14 protein-coding genes, 2 tRNA genes and 1 pseudogene are annotated in these 14,925 nt (G+C 69.8%); 9 read left to right on the top strand and 8 right to left on the bottom strand.

Annotated elements, in window-relative coordinates; translation table 11 throughout:
- The first annotated feature begins 20 nt into the window (after window positions 1-20).
- A complete protein-coding gene (locus QQ657_RS21260) occupies window positions 21-272 on the top strand; it encodes a hypothetical protein (RefSeq protein WP_284743938.1) in 252 nt (83 codons plus the stop codon).
- Between the two features lie 6 nt (window positions 273-278).
- Here QQ657_RS21260 and QQ657_RS21255 read toward each other — a convergent pair whose 3' ends face one another.
- From QQ657_RS21255 to QQ657_RS21245, 3 genes are all read right to left on the bottom strand, one after another.
- The gene (locus QQ657_RS21255; protein ID WP_284743937.1) at window positions 279-1,511 is read right to left on the bottom strand and encodes an aldehyde dehydrogenase family protein; all 1,233 of its coding nucleotides are present in this window, start codon (window positions 1,509-1,511) and stop codon (window positions 279-281) included.
- Window positions 1,512-1,566: 55 nt separating this feature from the next.
- Window positions 1,567-2,325, bottom strand: coding sequence for a M50 family metallopeptidase (locus QQ657_RS21250; protein ID WP_434056762.1), 759 nt, complete (start codon window positions 2,323-2,325; stop codon window positions 1,567-1,569).
- Window positions 2,326-2,769: 444 nt separating this feature from the next.
- The gene (locus QQ657_RS21245) at window positions 2,770-3,672 is read right to left on the bottom strand and encodes a DNA-3-methyladenine glycosylase family protein (protein WP_284743936.1); all 903 of its coding nucleotides are present in this window, start codon (window positions 3,670-3,672) and stop codon (window positions 2,770-2,772) included.
- A gap of 142 nt (window positions 3,673-3,814) precedes the next feature.
- Between QQ657_RS21245 and QQ657_RS21240 the strand changes: the two genes are divergently transcribed.
- From QQ657_RS21240 to QQ657_RS21230, 3 genes are all read left to right on the top strand, one after another.
- Window positions 3,815-4,567 carry a class I SAM-dependent methyltransferase gene (locus tag QQ657_RS21240; RefSeq protein ID WP_284743935.1) on the top strand — a complete coding sequence of 251 codons (753 nt, stop codon included), beginning with the start codon at window positions 3,815-3,817 and terminating at the stop codon, window positions 4,565-4,567.
- A 39-nt stretch (window positions 4,568-4,606) separates the two neighbouring features.
- Window positions 4,607-5,929, top strand: a complete 1,323-nt coding sequence (locus QQ657_RS21235) for a M20 family metallopeptidase (RefSeq protein ID WP_284743934.1) — start codon at window positions 4,607-4,609, stop codon at window positions 5,927-5,929.
- 98 nt (window positions 5,930-6,027) lie between these two features.
- Window positions 6,028-7,068: a S1C family serine protease gene (locus QQ657_RS21230; RefSeq protein WP_284743933.1), complete on the top strand. Its 1,041-nt coding sequence runs from the start codon at window positions 6,028-6,030 to the stop codon at window positions 7,066-7,068.
- A 114-nt stretch (window positions 7,069-7,182) separates the two neighbouring features.
- Here QQ657_RS21230 and QQ657_RS21225 read toward each other — a convergent pair whose 3' ends face one another.
- Both QQ657_RS21225 and QQ657_RS21220 read right to left on the bottom strand, forming a co-directional pair.
- On the bottom strand, window positions 7,183-7,560 hold the full coding sequence (locus QQ657_RS21225) for a DUF3224 domain-containing protein (protein WP_284743932.1): 378 nt from the start codon (window positions 7,558-7,560) through the stop codon (window positions 7,183-7,185).
- Between the two features lie 66 nt (window positions 7,561-7,626).
- Window positions 7,627-9,153 carry a helicase HerA-like domain-containing protein gene (locus tag QQ657_RS21220; protein ID WP_284743931.1) on the bottom strand — a complete coding sequence of 509 codons (1,527 nt, stop codon included), beginning with the start codon at window positions 9,151-9,153 and terminating at the stop codon, window positions 7,627-7,629.
- Between the two features lie 102 nt (window positions 9,154-9,255).
- On the opposite strand from QQ657_RS21220, the gene orn reads away from it, so the two are divergent.
- From orn to proP, 3 genes are all read left to right on the top strand, one after another.
- A complete protein-coding gene (orn, locus tag QQ657_RS21215; protein WP_284743930.1) occupies window positions 9,256-9,864 on the top strand; it encodes an oligoribonuclease in 609 nt (202 codons plus the stop codon).
- Window positions 9,865-9,940: 76 nt separating this feature from the next.
- Window positions 9,941-10,016, top strand: a tRNA-His gene (locus tag QQ657_RS21210).
- An 80-nt stretch (window positions 10,017-10,096) separates the two neighbouring features.
- The gene (gene proP / locus QQ657_RS21205; RefSeq protein WP_284743929.1) at window positions 10,097-11,551 is read left to right on the top strand and encodes a glycine betaine/L-proline transporter ProP; all 1,455 of its coding nucleotides are present in this window, start codon (window positions 10,097-10,099) and stop codon (window positions 11,549-11,551) included.
- Here proP and QQ657_RS21200 read toward each other — a convergent pair.
- Window positions 11,548-12,219, bottom strand: a complete 672-nt coding sequence (locus tag QQ657_RS21200; protein ID WP_284743928.1) for an alpha/beta fold hydrolase — start codon at window positions 12,217-12,219, stop codon at window positions 11,548-11,550. The genes proP and QQ657_RS21200 overlap by 4 nt on opposite strands.
- A 119-nt stretch (window positions 12,220-12,338) precedes the next feature.
- Here QQ657_RS21200 and QQ657_RS21195 point away from each other — a divergent pair, with 119 nt between their 5' ends.
- Complete coding sequence (locus QQ657_RS21195; protein ID WP_284743927.1) at window positions 12,339-12,677, top strand: winged helix-turn-helix transcriptional regulator; 339 nt, start codon at window positions 12,339-12,341, stop codon at window positions 12,675-12,677.
- On the opposite strand, the gene QQ657_RS21190 is transcribed toward QQ657_RS21195, so the two are convergent.
- Window positions 12,674-13,858 carry a L,D-transpeptidase gene (locus tag QQ657_RS21190; protein ID WP_284743926.1) on the bottom strand — a complete coding sequence of 395 codons (1,185 nt, stop codon included), beginning with the start codon at window positions 13,856-13,858 and terminating at the stop codon, window positions 12,674-12,676. The genes QQ657_RS21195 and QQ657_RS21190 overlap by 4 nt on opposite strands.
- 167 nt (window positions 13,859-14,025) lie before the next feature.
- Between QQ657_RS21190 and QQ657_RS21185 the strand changes: the two genes are divergently transcribed.
- Window positions 14,026-14,098: transfer RNA gene (locus QQ657_RS21185), tRNA-Lys, on the top strand.
- A gap of 200 nt (window positions 14,099-14,298) precedes the next feature.
- Here QQ657_RS21185 and QQ657_RS56740 read toward each other — a convergent pair.
- Window positions 14,299-14,847: pseudogene (locus tag QQ657_RS56740) on the bottom strand (site-specific integrase); the annotation flags it as partial.
- Window positions 14,848-14,925: the final 78 nt, after the last annotated feature.

Raw genomic sequence — 14,925 nt, 5'->3', positions numbered from 1 at the left:
GATCGCGGCGTCTATCCGGCATGGGCACGCGCGGCTGGTACCACGAACGGACCCTCACCACGGTCGACACCGTCGGCCGGGAGGTACAGGTGTCGACCGGTCTCACCCGCGACCCGGAAGGCCGGCTGGTGGCGGCGATCGCGATCAGCGACGGCCCGACCGCGATCTTCCGCTACGCGGGCGAAACCGAGGACCGGACCGAACTGCTGGACAACACCGAGCAGACCGTGAAGGAGCTGCGGCGGCTCGCGAGCGTGCCACCGCGGGTCTGACCGGTCTCAGGCGGGCAGGACGGCGTACTGGCGGACGTAGAGGTCCGTGTACGTCACCGGCCCGCGGGGGCCGGGGACCTTGTCCAGGTTGATGCCGGTTTCCGGGACCGCGAGCAGCTTGAAGCCGTCGAGGAGGCGGGTCGGGGCGTTCCAGAAGACGCCCGTGCCCGTATAGCCGTCGAAGAAGGCGTCGGCGGCCGACGCGTCCTCGGTGGCGATGCCCGCCGCCAGGCCCGACGTCCGCTCGTTGGCGATCTCGACGGCGTCGGCGAGCGCGCCGACCTTGGCCACCGTGACGGTCGCCTCGCGGTCGGAGTCCAGCGCCCACTCGTAGCCGATGGCGTGCTCGTGCGGCGCCAGCGAAGGCGTGACGCCCCGCTCGGCGAGCGCATCGGCGATGCCCGGCCAGACGTCGTCGTGGATGCCCTCGTGGATCAGCAGCAGGTTCAGCCGGTTGCAGACGCCCAGCCGGTCGAGGCTCGCGTAGACGAGGTCACGCGCCTTCGTGACGTCCGCCCCGCGGTCGACGTACAGGACGCCGCCGCCATCGGCGTGGGCCAGAGTGCGCACACCGTGGACGGCCGCCTCGGTGGCCAGCGCCCGGGTGCTGTCGCCGCTGCCGCGCAGGATCACGAGCGGCACCAGGTTCGGCAGCCGCACCAGCGCGGACGCTGCCTCGCGCTCCACCCGCGGCACGAGCTGGACGCAGTCGGCGTCGATGCCGGCCTCGGTCAGCGCCGGCGCGATGACGACCTCGCGCAGCCGCTGGGCCGAGCCGAGCGCGGCCGAGCCGGTGCGCAGGACGCCGCCGTTGCGCGACTTGACCAGCTGCGACGCCACGTCGACGGTCACGTTCGGCCGCGCCTCGTAGTTCGCGCCGATGACGCCGACCGGACGTCGCCGCTCGACCAGCTTCAGCCCGCCGTCGAGGGTGGACACGTCGACCGAGCGCTCCTGGTGCGGGGCGCCGGCCAGCAGCCGCAGCTGCTCGGCCATGCCGGTCAGCCGCTCCGGGGTGATGGTGAGCCGGTCGAGCAGACCGGTGCTCATCCCCTCGGCCTTGGCGCGTTCGACGTCGGCCTGGTTCGCCTCCAGGATCTCGTCGCGGTGCGCGAGCAGCCGTTCGGCCATCCCGCTCAGCGCGGCGTCGACGGCGTCGGCGGAAGCGGCGGCGAGCGACGGCGCGGCCAGCTTCGCCGCCCGTGCGCACTCCTCCACGGCCTTGGCGACCTCGTCCATCGTTCGTCTCCCTCCGCGCGGACCAGCGAGAGACCAGTTTGCCGCATGGGCGTGGCTAGGCGGCCACGGGCTCCAGCAGCCACAGCCCGCCGGCGATGAGGCAGCTGACCGTCGCCACGGCGAAGACCAGCACCCACAGCACCGGCGGCACCGCGGTGAGCCGGCCCAGCTGGTCGGCGTCGGAGTCGCGGGCGCGGCCCTGCCGCCGCTTGACCTGCAGCTCGACCACCGGCCGCACGCCTCCGAACAGCAGGAACCACGTCACGAGGTAGCTGAACGGAGCCTGCACTTCGACCGGCGCGACGAACGCGACCAGCGCGAGCACGACAGCCCCGGCGACGACGGTGAACACCCCGTAGGCGTTGCGCACCATCACCAGCACGCCGAGCAGCAGCAGCGCGATCAGCACGAGGACCGTGCCGACCAGGTCGGCACCCAGCAGGGCGGCGAACAGCAGCCCGAGCACCGACGGCGCCAGGTACCCGGCCATCGCGGTGAAGGCCATGCCCGGCCCCTCGGGCTTGCCGCGCGAGACGGTGACGCCCGAAGTGTCCGAGTGCAGCTTGATGCCCTGCAACCGCCGCCCGACCAGCACGGCGGCCAGGGCGTGCCCGGCCTCGTGCACGATGGTGACGCCGTTGCGCGCCAGCCGCCACGGGCTCCCGCCGACGAGCACGACCAGCAGCGCCACCCCACCGGCGACCAGCGTGATCACGGCCGGGGTCTGGGCCTGCTCGAGCAGAGACGGAGTGGTGGCGGCCGCGCGGAGGACACCATCGGCCTGGCCGGACGCGAGTTGAACGGGCGAGCTCACCCGGACACCTCACCACAGGCGATATCTGGCTACGGTGAGTCCCCACCGCTGGCGCTTTCGGCGGCTCCGGTATCGGGTCGATGCGATCTCCTTTCGTCGTGATGTGACCGGCGCGATGGCGCGGGTGGATCTTCGGTGGCCAGCGGGCGCCGGATCGGGACACGTGGGTGGGCTCCCGCTGCCTGGCGCTCGGCGGCCGCGCCCATGGCGGGCACCACCTCGGCCTCGGGCAAGGAGGCCAGGCCGGACTCGCACACTCGAGGCGGCTGCAGCCGCCCCGAGGCAGCACGGCATCGAGGCTTGGACGCGCTTGGCTCAGGTGAACGGGCCGGGACGATCACCGTGCCCGGGCGAGGCGGAGTCGGCGAGCGAGAACGTGCGCGTCGCTTCGGGCGAGCGCGCTCACCTGGACCCGCGCCCAGCGGCTCGCCGCCGCAAGTCAGTTCATCGGGACTCCCTCATGCGTGCCTCGCCTTCCACGCGGAACAGGAACGACACCCAGCTCCGGAACGGTGCCCACGCCTCGGCGATCTCCGCCAGCTCCTCCACTCCCGCGTCCGGGACGTGGTACGCGTCGCGCATGATTTCGTGGAGGCGGGTCTCCGCTCGGGGGAACACGTCCGGGTGGCCGGCGCCGCGGATCAGGATCAGCTCCGCACTGAAGCGGCCGATCCCCGGCAACAGCTGCAGCTGTTTCAGGGCCTCGTCGGCCGGCATCGCCCGCAACGTCGCCGCGTCGAGCAGGCCGTCGGCCGCGGCCTCGCCGATTCCTCGCAGGCGCTGCGTCTTCGGGCCGGACAGGCCCGGCAGGTACTCCAGCTTCGCCAGCACCGCGGGCGCCGGGAACGACGTCAGCACGCTGCCGCCGACGTCGACCTCCGTGCCGTGGCGCTCGGCCAGCCGGCGGCGCAGCCGGACCGCCTGCGTCATCCAGATCCGGTGGCTCAGCACCGCCCAGCACGCCGCCTCGTACGGGGACGCGAACAGGACCGGCCGCAACCCCGGATGCATCCCCTGCACCAGGGACACCACCGGGTCCCGGGCGCCGACCTCGGCGAACCCGGTGCCATCGACGTCCAGCGAACACATCCTCCGCACCTGCGCCAGCACCGCGTCCGCCTGCGGAGGCGGGCCGTGCACTTCCACCACGACCTCGCCGGGCGATCTCTGCCGCAGCACCGCTCCCACCGGTGTCCACTCGCCGTCGAGCGGGAACGCCACCCGGAGTGCACCGCGCTCCGCTTCCGGCTGGCCGGCAGGCGCGAAACCGGTCAGGAAGCGGGCCGCCGCGGCCAGGTCGAACTCGCCGTGCACCGTGATCTCGCTGCCCAGTAGGGAAATCGTCATCAGTCCTCCTCGGATCGGGTTCTCGCCTGCGACGCTAGGCAGCAGCACCGACAATTCCGGGCTCGAACGCCTGATCCCGCGAGTTCTTCACTCGTTCGAGTGGCCCAACTTGGGCATACTGCCGGTATCCGAGAGGAGCGCAATGCCGACCCAGACCACCACCGAACGCCTCGAAGACCTCCTGGAAAGGCCCGCGAAGACCGAGGACGGCTACCTCGACCTGCTGGGCGCCGTCGCCCAGGCCGGCCCGCCGACCGGCCTCACCCAGCGCCTGATGCGCACCACCCTCCTGCCGCAGGTCTACGAGCGGTACTGGCGCCCCGCCCTCGGTCGCGCACTGAAGGGCCCGCTCGGCCCGAGCATGGCGGGCGAGATCAAGCTCGCGACGAAGCTCCTCGACCTGAAACCCGGAGACACCGCGCTCGACGTCGCCTGCGGGACCGGCCGGTTCACGCGCGCGTTCGGCACCGCCGTCGGCCCGGGCGGGCTCGCCATCGGCCTCGACGGCGCGCGCACGATGCTCGCCAAAGCCGTCGCCGAGACCGGCCCGGCCTCCGTCGCCTACCTGCGCGCCGACGCCGTGCACCTTCCCCTGCGGGAGTCCACTGTGGACGGCGTCTGCTGCTTCGCCGCCCTTCACATGTTCGCCGAGCCCGAAACCGCACTGGACTCCTTCGCGCGCGTACTGAAGCCGGGTGGCCGGATCGTGCTGCTCACGAGCGCCCGGCGTAGCTGGCAACCCGCGCGAGTAGCGGAGTCCGTCGGCGGGATCCTGAGCGGGCAGCGGATGTTCGACCGCGGCGAGATCGCGGCGAGCCTGCGCGCCCGCGGCTTCACCGGGATCACCGAGCGGTACGCCGGGGTCACGCAGATCGTGGCGGCCCGGCTGACCTGAGCGCCGCGGATTGTCGGAGCCTGCGGTTAGCATCGCCCCATGACCCACCACGAGCCCGTCCCGCCCGACGACAGCTACCTGCGTTCCCTGGTCGAGGCCACCGCCGACGCCGTCGCGGCGGCCGAACCGCTGCCCTCGTCGCACGCCGGCGCGGACGAGGCGACGCGGGCCGAGGTGGCCTCCGCAGTCGAGCGCAGCTCACCCGATCTGGTGGCGTTGAGCCAAGATCTCCACGCCCATCCCGAAGAGGGGTTCGCCGAGCACCGTTCGGTGCGAGCCCTGGCCGACCTGCTGAGCCGCCACGGCCACGAGGCGACCGTCGGCGTCGGCGGGCTCGACACCGCGCTGCGCGTCAGCACCCCGCAGCAGGAGGGCCCGCACATCGCCGTGCTCGCCGAGTACGACGCGCTGCCCGGCCTCGGCCACGCGTGCGGCCACAACGTCATCTGCACGACTGCCGCGGGCGGCTTCCTCGGTGCCGCGAAAGTCGCCGAACGGCTCGGCGGCCGCGTCAGCCTGATCGGGACGCCGGCCGAGGAAGGCGGTGGCGGCAAGGAGATCCTCGCCCGCGCCGGGGTGTTCGACGACGTCGACGCGGTGATCATGCTGCACCCGTTCAGCCACGACATCGCGCTGCACCCGTTCCTCGGCCGCCGTCAGCTGGAGATGGTCTTCCACGGCGTCGGCGCGCACGCTTCGGCGCAGCCGTTCATGGGCCGCAACGCGCTCGACGCCGCCGTCGCGGCCTACCAGGGCGTCTCGGCACTGCGCCAGCAGCTCCCGCAGAGCGACCGCGTCCACGGCGTCTTCACCGACGGCGGCGCCCGGCCGAACGTCATCCCGGCCCGCGCCGCGCTGCTGTTCTACCTGCGCTCCCAGAACCCCGAAACCCTGCGCGACCTCGCCGCGCGCATGACGTCGATCGCGGAGGGCGCGGCGGCGATGACCGGCTGCGGCGTCGAGCTGAAGTGGGACGCCCAGGCCGCCTACCTGCCGATCCGGTTCAACACCACGCTCGCCGGGCGGTGGACGGCCAACCAGCTGGGCACCGGCCGCAAACCGCTGCCGCCGGGCATCGTCCCGGAGTCGCTCACCGGATCGACGGACCTGGGCAACCTGTCGTACCGGATGCCCGCACTGCACCCGATGCTCGCCGTCTCGGGTCCGACGGTCGCGTTGCACACCAAGGAGTTCGCGGCCGCGGCCGGATCGGAGACAGGCGATGCCGGCGTCCGGGACGGCGCACTGGGCCTGGCCCTCACCGCCGCCGACTACCTGGCCGACGCCGAGCTGCGGAAGGCGGTCCACGACGAGTTCGAGGCGGCGGGAGGCGCACTGGACGTGCCGTCGTTCTTCGCGTGACGCCTGAGGATTGCCTGAGTTTTCTCAGCTGATTCTTCTCAGCAAAGCCTGAGGGATTTCCACAGGTTGTTCACAAGCACGGGCGCGAATCTAGGTGCATGACCGAGAACGAGAGTCGGCCCGGCCCCGCCTCACCCGGTGGGCACCAGCCGCACCACAGCACCCAGCAGTACGGGCCGTACGCGCAGCAGCCGCCGCAGCCGCAGTACGGCTACCAGCAGCAGGCCGCGCCGAACCCTCTGTTCACGCCGCAACCGCCGCAGCAGCAGGCGCCCACGGCGCTGAAGACCAAGCCGCGCAAGGGCGGCCGCGTCGCGCTGATCGTCAGCGCGACCGCCCTCGGCGCCGCGCTGGTCGGCGGTGTCGGCGGCGCCGCGATCGTCGGGCTCACGACGAACTCGGCGGACGGCGCGACGACGTCGGTCAGCACGCCGGCGGCCACCGGGCAGACGGTCTCGAACTCGACCTCCGGCGACGTCAGCGGCGTCGCCGCGAAGGTGACGCCGAGCGTGGTCCAGATCAACGTCACCACCGATCAGGGCGAGGCGATCGGCTCCGGCGTCATCCTCACCTCGAACGGCCGGATCCTGACCAACGCGCACGTCGTCGACGGCGCCCAGAACGTCGTGATCACGACGTCCGACGGCAAGAAGTACCAGGCCAGCGTGGTCGGTGCGGACACCAAGGCGGACATCGCGGTGGTCCAGGCCCAGAACGCGAGCGGCTTGACCGCGGCGACGCTGGGTGACTCGAGCAAGCTGGTCGTCGGCCAGGAGGTCGTCGCTATCGGCTCGCCGGGCGGGCTGCAGAACACCGTCACCACCGGCATCGTCAGCGCGCTCAACCGGAACCTGTCCGACATCGGCCAGGGCCAGCAGCAACAGCAGTCGCCGTTCAACCGGACCTCGAACCAGACCGAGGACTCGCCCAGCTACACCGCGATCCAGACGGACGCCTCGATCAACCAGGGCAACTCCGGCGGCGCGCTGGTCGACGCCCAGGGCAACGTCATCGGCATCAACTCGGCCCTCTACAGCCCGACCGCCTCGGCCAACGGCTCGGCCGGCAGCGTCGGGATCGGCTTCGCCATCCCGATCAACGACGCCAAGAAGATCGTCGACCAGATCGTGAACAACTAGGACGCGGACGGGCCGTGGTCGGGGCGGTCCGTCCACCACCCGCTTCGGGGAGCGGGGACGGCGAAGGCCGTTTCGAGAGTCAATCGGGGGCTCTCGAAACGGCCTTCGTGCTGCTCAGAGCGTGTAAGTCAGCGTCAAGCGGTGGTCATCGCCGTCGATTTCGATGAGCGCCGCTCCGGTGATCCCGGTCAGCTCGCCCGCCCCGGAACCGGGGAGGATCGTCACCGTCATGCCGGACTCCTCGCCGGCGGTGTGGTGCAGGACGAAACTGCCCTTGCGGCCGTCGACCGCGACTTCGAGCCGCTCGAAGCCCACGTACGCGCGCGAAGTCGCATTGTTCGCCGTCAGGAGCTCGACCTTGCTGGTCCCCTCGACCGCCCCGGTGAACGTCTTGGCGATCGCCACCCGGGCGAGCTCGTTGCCGGCGAACTGGTCGGTCGCCTGGGGCTCCCACTTGTCGACGGTGAACGACGCGGTGGCACTGCTGGTCATGGTGTTCCCTTCTTCGGTGTGGACACCAGCGTCCCAGCCATACCTGACAGATTGCGTCAGGTTTTGTCAGCGCCTTCGATTGCCGAACAGCCCGCGCGTGATCTCCCGGCCCAGCGCGCTCGCGGCGGACCGCATGAACGACTTCACGGCCGGGTTCTTCATCGCCGACTCGATGAGCCCGGGCTCGTCCTTCTCCTTCTCGGGAGCCGGAGGAGCCTCGGCAGGCGGAGCGTCGGGAGCGGGGGCGACCTTCGCCGCCAGCTTCTCGTAGGCGGACTCCCGGTCGATCGTCTCGGCGTACTTCGCGTGCAGGTCCGACGAAGCGACCGCGGCGGCGACGGCTTCGGGACCGATCGAGCCCATCTTCGACCGCGGCGCCCGCAACCGCGTCCACGCCACCGGCGTCGGCGCGCCCCGCTCCGACAGCACCGTGACGATCGCCTCGCCGATGCCCAGCGACGTCAACGCCGTGTCGAGCTCGTAGAACTTCGTCTTCGGGTAGGTCTTGACCGTCTTGGCCAGCGCCGCCTGGTCGTCCGGTGTGAACGCCCGCAGCGCGTGCTGGATCCGCGCGCCCAGCTGCGAAAGCACGTTGTTCGGGATGTCCGTGGGCAGCTGCGTGCAGAAGAACACGCCGACGCCCTTCGAGCGGATCAGCTTCACGGTCTGCTCGATGCGCTCAAGGAACGCCTTCGACGCGTCGTTGAAGAGCAAGTGGGCCTCGTCGAAGAAGAACACGAGCTTCGGCTGGTCGAGATCGCCCTCTTCGGGCAGCTCCTCGAACAGCTCGGCCAGCAGCCACATCAAGAACGTCGAGAACAACGCCGGCTTCGACTGGAGGTTGTCCAGCTCCAGCAGCGTGACGACGCCCTTGCCGTCGGCCTGCCGCATCAGGTCGTGGACGTCCAGCTCCGGCTCGCCGAAGAAGTCCTCGCCGCCCTGGGCCTCCAGGTTGGACAGTGCGCGCAGGATCACCCCGGCCGTCGCCGCCGACACCCCGCCGATGCCCTTGAGGTCCGCCTTGCCCTCGTCGCTGGTCAGGTGCGTGATCACCGACCTGAGGTCCTTCGTGTCCAGCAACGCGAGCCCGCGCTGGTCGGCCCAGTGGAAGATCAGCCCGAGCGTCGACTCCTGCGTCTCGTTGAGCCCGAGCACTTTCGACAGCAGCACCGGCCCGAAGCTCGTGATCGTCGCCCGGATCGGCGAGCCCTTGCCACCGGTGCCCAGCGACAGGAACTGCACCGGGTAGGCCGTGCCGGCCCAGTCGTCGCCCAGCTCCTGCGCGCGCTTCGACACCTTGTCGTTCGCCTCGCCGGCGGCGGCGAGTCCCGAAAGATCGCCCTTCACGTCCGCGAGCACCACCGGCACCCCGGCCGCCGACAGCTGCTCCGCGACCAGCTGCAACGTCTTCGTCTTGCCCGTCCCGGTCGCGCCCGCGACCAGGCCGTGCCGGTTCAGCGTCGCCAGCGGCAGGCGCACCGCGGCCGCGGTGTCCGTCTTGCCGTCGATCACCACCGCGCCCAGCTCCAGCGCGGCACCCTCACTCGCATAACCAGCGGCGATCTCGCTCGCCGGCGACCCCTGCTCGGTCACTCTCAGCTCCCCGATCGTGTGTCCTGCACCACACCGCGAGCGTAACGCGCCGTACGCGCAGGTAACGCCGCTCTTATCCCCGTGTCGGGTTAGGGTCACCAGGTGACCGACCGCCTAGTCTGGATCGACTGCGAAATGACGGGGCTCGACCTCGGCAAGGAAGCGTTGATCGAAATCGCCGCCCTCGTCACCGACGCGGAGCTGAACGTGCTCGGCGAAGGAGTCGACATCGTCATCCACGCCGACGAGGAAAAACTCGCCGGGATGCCCGACGTCGTCCGCGAGATGCACGCCCACTCCGGCCTCACCGAAGAGGTCCGCGCCTCCAGCGTCACCCTCGAAGAAGCCGAACGCCGCGTCCTCGAGTACATCCGCGAGCACGTCCCCGAAGCGGGCACCGCGCCGCTCGCCGGCAACTCGATCGCCACCGACCGCGGCTTCATCGCGCGCGACATGCCGGCGCTCGACGCCCACCTCCACTACCGCTTGGTCGACGTCTCGTCCGTCAAGGAACTCGTCCGCCGCTGGTACCCGCGGATCTACTACGCCAAGCCGGAGAAGGGCCTCGCGCACCGGGCGCTCGCCGACATCAAGGAATCCATCGGCGAACTCGACTACTACCGGCGCGTCGCCTTCGTCCCCCAGCCGGGCCCGACCAGCGACGAAGCCAAGGCGGCGGCCGCTGAAGTGCAGGAACAGTTGCAGAGGTAACCCCCTGCAATCCGCTCGAGGGCACCCGCTACGATTATCCCCGCAAGGTGATCGCAAGCGGATCCCCTCGGCGATGGTGGGCGTAGCTCAGCTGGTAGAGCACCTGGTTGTGGTCCAGGAGGTCGCGGGTTCGAAACCCGTCGCTCACCCCAACACCCCAGTTTGGATCTTTCCGAGCTGGGGTTTTTGCCGTGCGCGGTATTCGGCTGTTGGTGGTAACCCTCACGACCGGATGGCTCAGCGTGCGAACGTCCGATCGCCGGTGCACGGTGTTCAGGTGGCACGTTCAGCACCGAAGATCAGGCGGAAGAAGAAGCTGCGGTACGAGGACATCACCGTCGTCGACCGATCTCTGCTCAAGCGGGCGGTAGGGGCCGCCGCTCTCGGCAATGCCATGGAATGGTTCGACTTCGGTGTCTACGCCTACATCGCCGACACCATCGCCGAGGTCTTCTTCCCGCCCACCGTCTCGCCCGGCATCCGGCTGATCGGGACCTTCGGGGCCTTCACCGCCGCCTTCCTCATGCGACCGCTCGGCGGGCTCGTCTTCGGGCCGCTCGGAGACCGGATCGGACGGCAGAAGGTCCTCGCCGTCACCATGATCATGATGGCCATCGGGACCCTGTGCATCGGGTTGATCCCGTCCTACGCCTCCATCGGTGTCTGGTCGCCCATCCTGCTCGTCGTCGCGCGGATGGTGCAGGGCTTCTCGACCGGCGGCGAGTACGGCGGCGCGACGACGTTCATCGCCGAGTACTCCCCCGACAAACGCCGTGGCTTCATGGGCTCGTGGCTCGAGTTCGGGACGCTGTCCGGGTACGTGCTCGGCGCGTCCGTCGTCACCGGGATGAAGGCCTGGGTCCCGCACGAGACGCTGCTCGACTGGGGGTGGCGGATCCCGTTCCTGGTCGCCGGGCCGCTCGGCATCATCGGCCTCTACCTGCGGCTCAAGCTCGAGGAGACGCCCGCGTTCCAGAAGCACGCCGAAGAGTCCGAGAAGCGCGGACGCTCCGGCGAGCCGTTCTGGAAGATGTTCACGGACTACTGGCCCGCGCTGCTGATCTGCGTCGGCCTGGTGCTCGTCTTCAACGTGACCGACTACATGCTGCTGTCGTACATGCCGACGTACCTGTCCGAGCAGCTGCACCTCGACGCCACCCACGGCCTGCTGCTGATCATCGTCGTCATGGTCGTGATGATGCTGATCATCCTGGTCGGCGGCCGGATCACCGACCACGTCGGCCGCAAGCCCGTGATGATGGCCGGCTGCATCGGCTTCGTCGTGCTGTCCTGGCCGCTGATGCTGCTGGTGCACGACGGCGGCCTGGTCCTGACGTTCCTCGGGCTCATGGGCCTCGGCCTGCTGTTGCTCTGCTTCGAGGTCTCGATGCCGGCGGCACTGCCGGCACTGTTCCCGACCGCGATCCGCTACGGCGCGCTGTCCATCGCGTTCAACATCTCCGTGTCGCTCTTCGGCGGCACGACGCCGCTGGTGATGCAGTCGCTGATCTCCGCGACCGGCCACGACTTCTGGCCGGCCTGGTACATGATGGCCGCGGGCGCGGTCGGCGCCGTCGCGGTCTACTTCAGCCGTGAGACGGCGAACAAGCCGCTCTGGGGCTCGGGTCCCGCGGTGGCGACCGAAGAAGAGGCGCGGGAGCTCGTCCGCGACTCGGCGAAGGGCTAGACCGTCTCCAGCAGGAGTTCGGTCAGCTCGGCGGGCAGGGTGATCATGCAGTCGTGCCCGGTCGGCAGCTCGCGCACCGGCTCGCCCGCCGGGACCGGCCGCCTGGTGATACCCGACGGCTCCCCGCCGACGCAGTGGATGTGCGTGCGCGGGATCGCCTTCGCCGCCGGGTTGTCCAGCCGGACCGGCTCCGTGAGGCAGCGCACCGACTGGTCGGACAGCATCGAGCGCAGCCAGGCGACGTCGTCGGGATCGGTGACCCCGAACAGGCCCATCGGGGGCACCCGCCAGCCGTCGACGGCGCTGTCGATCAGCTGCTTCGTGACGGGGATGACGTCGGCCGCGGTCTCGCCGTCTTCGGGGACCATCGCGTCGAGGAACACCAGGCGTGCGATCCGCTCCGGCACCCTGTTGGCGGCTCCCGAGATCACCATCCCGGCATAGCTGTGCCCGACGAGAACGACGTCGTGCTCGCTTTCGAGCAGGCGGACGACGTCGTCGATGTGGGTGCCGAGCCCAACTTCCGGGCTCAGCAGGTGGGCCTGGTCGCCGTAGCCGGTCAAGGACGGCGCGAGCACCCGGTGTCCGGCGGCTTCCAGGCGCGGGACCACCCGATCCCAGCAGCGTCCGCTGTGCCAGGCGCCGTGGACCAGCAGGAATGTTGACATGCGTGCCTCGGTTCTCTTTGGTTCCTCGGTACCATTCGGTAACCGGAACCATCGTGATCCACACGGCGCGCACCGGGCAATACGGCACTAATTGGTGCCCCGGTTCTCAGGAGGTAACCGTGGACGACCCGTGCAAGGCCCGCCAAGTCCTCGGGATCGTCGGGGACAAGTGGGCGATGCTGGTCGTGCGCATGCTCAAGGACGGGCCGCTGCGCTTCACCGAGCTCAAGCGGTCCGTCGAGGGCATCAGCCAGCGCATGCTCACCGTGACCCTGCGCGACCTCGAGCGCGACGGGATCGTGACGCGCACGGTCGTCGCCGTCATGCCCCCGCACGTCAGCTACGAGCTGACTTCGATGGGCCGGACCCTGCGCGAAGCCACCGCGCCGCTGCTGGCGTGGAGCATCGAGCACCTGCCGCACATCGACGCCGCCCGCGAGGCGTACGACAACCGCTAGTTCGCGGCGGTCCGCCACTCGTCCCAGGACAGCTGCCAGACGCTCCAGCCGTCGGTGGGCTCGAGCTTCGGGCCTCCGCTGTTCTGGACGGTGACGATGTCGCCCTTCCTGGACGTGTCCATCAGCCACTTCGTGTTGTCGGTGGACAGGTTGAGACACCCGTGGCTGACGTTGCTGTGGCCCTGCTGCCGCACCGACCACGGCGCGGAGTGGTAGAAGATGCCGCTGTAGGACAGGCGGATCGCGTACTGGACGAAGGTGCTGTACCCACCGGGCGCGTCCTCGGGGACGCCGTAGGTGGCGGAGTTCATGGTGTAACCGACGTGCTCGCTCATGACGGTGTAGCTGCCGGCCGGGGTGTTGTGACCGGGCTTGCCCATGGAGGTCGGCATGGTCTTGACCTCCTTGTCGTTGATCGAGACGGTCATCTGGTGCGTCTGGCCGTCGGCGACCGCGACGAGCTTGTCGCCGATCGTGCCGGTGATCTTCTTGTCTTCGCGGCCGTAGCTGCCCTTGCCGAGCGCCTTGCCGTAGACGGCGGCGTCGACCTTGATCTTGGTGCCGCTCTTCCAGTAGTCCTTCGGCCGCCAGGTCACCTGCTTGTCGCCGGACCAGCGGAAGGCACCCTCGGTGGCGGGTTCCGCGGTGACCTTGAGCGCCTTTTCGGCAGCGGCCTTGTCGGCGACGTTCCCGCTGAAGGTGAAGATCAGCGGCATCCCGACGCCGACGGTCTCGCCGTCGTCGAGGTTCACCGAGACGCCGAGCTGCCTCGCGGGTTTGACGGTGCTGAAGGACGACTCTTGCGTCACCGGCTTGCCATCGGAGCCGGTCGCGGTGGCGGTCAGCTTGTAGGACTTGTTGTAACCGAGCGGCTCGGCGGAGTCCCACCCGGACCCATCGGCGCGCGCCTTCCCGGCGACGACCTTCCCATCGGCCCCGGTCAGCTTGACGTCCCCGACCTTCCCATCGGCAACGACGACACTGACCGGCTCACCGGGCGCGACATCCTTGGCATCCTTCGCAGGGCTCACCGTGAGCACGGCGGGCTTCGCCACAGGCTTGGGAGCACTCGAAGACGCCGTCTCCTTCGGAGGTTCACCCGAAGGGCTACTGCTACAGCCGGCCACCGTGAGGCCGATCACGCCCGCGGCCACGAGCAGCCGCACCCCCGCACTCGTCATACCCACCTGCCTGTTTAGCCGTCGATGTCCGACTACAGTGTGCCCGACCAGCCCCGACACCGGGGCGGCAACGCCGCAACCGGCTAACGGGACCCCCCTGAAACGGGGCCCGGAACCGGGTGCTAATGTTTTCCACGTCGCCGAGGGAAAACCTCCGGCAGACACCGGCGCCATTAGCTCAATTGGCAGAGCAGCTGGCTCTTAACCAGCGGGTTCGGGGTTCGAGTCCCTGATGGCGCACACCCACTCCTCAGGTTGAAGATCTCTTCTACCTGAGGTTTTGTGGTATCTGGAATCATTGCTTCCGCTTCCTCTCTGTCCACTGTGGTCGGTCGGGAGCCCGAGGGGAGCCCGAGAGCGCAGTCCGGGTGCAGAACCCTCCGCGGGATCGCCCCGGCCAGCTTCCTCGCCGCATCGGCGGCGACTTCTTCGGCGACGTTCGTGTACAGATCCATCGTCACCTTGATCGACGAGTGCCGGAGCATGTGCTGGATCACCTTCATGTCCACCCCAGCTCCGAGAGCCAGCGTCGCGGCACCGTGGCGGAGACCGTGCAGGGTGATCGGGGGCAAGCCGGCCAGCTTGATCAGCCTCGCGAACTCGTCGGCGACATCGGCCGGGTGCAGCGGGCTGCCGTCAGACTCGGTGAAGAGCAAGTCGTGCTCCACCCAATCGTCACCGAGCCGGGCCTTGGCCTCGTCCTGACGAGCCAGGTGCGCGCGGAGGACGAGCACGGTGTTCGGGTCGAGGGCCACGATGCCTTCCGAGGACGGTGTCTTGGGCCTGCTCTGGCCGGTCTCCCAGCCGTACTGGACGATCTGGTTGTCCACCTCGAGCGAGGCCGCGTCCAGGTAGGTGTCCGAACGCCGCTGGCCACACCCCTCGCCCCGCCGCAGGCCGGTGTGAGCGATCAAGTGGAACAGCGCGTACAGCCGATGGTTCACCGTGAAGTCCAGGAACGCCCCGGTCAGGTCCCCGGTCCACACCATCACCGGATACGGCACCTCCCCGGTCCGGCGCCACTTGGCGATCCGTTCCGGCGTCCACAGCTTCGGCTTCGGCCGCAC

Origin of the sequence: Amycolatopsis ponsaeliensis (assembly GCF_030182635.1) — a bacterium.
Taxonomy (GTDB): Bacteria; Actinomycetota; Actinomycetes; order Mycobacteriales; family Pseudonocardiaceae; genus Amycolatopsis; species Amycolatopsis ponsaeliensis.
This window is presented reverse-complemented; position numbering and strand designations above follow the sequence as displayed.

Bases quoted from the DNA above. Each gene is read 5' to 3' on its own strand.
- QQ657_RS21245 (WP_284743936.1), bottom strand. From the start codon at position 3,672: ATGACGATTTCCCTACTGGGCAGCGAGATCACGGTGCACGGCGAGTTC.
- QQ657_RS21235 (WP_284743934.1), top strand. From the start codon at position 4,607: ATGACCCACCACGAGCCCGTCCCGCCCGACGACAGCTACCTGCGTTCC.
- proP (WP_284743929.1), top strand. From the start codon at position 10,097: ATGGCTCAGCGTGCGAACGTCCGATCGCCGGTGCACGGTGTTCAGGTG.
- QQ657_RS21190 (WP_284743926.1), bottom strand. From the start codon at position 13,858: ATGACGAGTGCGGGGGTGCGGCTGCTCGTGGCCGCGGGCGTGATCGGC.
- QQ657_RS21230 (WP_284743933.1), top strand. From the start codon at position 6,028: ATGACCGAGAACGAGAGTCGGCCCGGCCCCGCCTCACCCGGTGGGCAC.
- QQ657_RS21255 (WP_284743937.1), bottom strand. From the start codon at position 1,511: ATGGACGAGGTCGCCAAGGCCGTGGAGGAGTGCGCACGGGCGGCGAAG.
- QQ657_RS21225 (WP_284743932.1), bottom strand. From the start codon at position 7,560: ATGACCAGCAGTGCCACCGCGTCGTTCACCGTCGACAAGTGGGAGCCC.
- QQ657_RS21260 (WP_284743938.1), top strand. From the start codon at position 21: ATGGGCACGCGCGGCTGGTACCACGAACGGACCCTCACCACGGTCGAC.
- QQ657_RS21240 (WP_284743935.1), top strand. From the start codon at position 3,815: ATGCCGACCCAGACCACCACCGAACGCCTCGAAGACCTCCTGGAAAGG.
- QQ657_RS21200 (WP_284743928.1), bottom strand. From the start codon at position 12,219: ATGTCAACATTCCTGCTGGTCCACGGCGCCTGGCACAGCGGACGCTGC.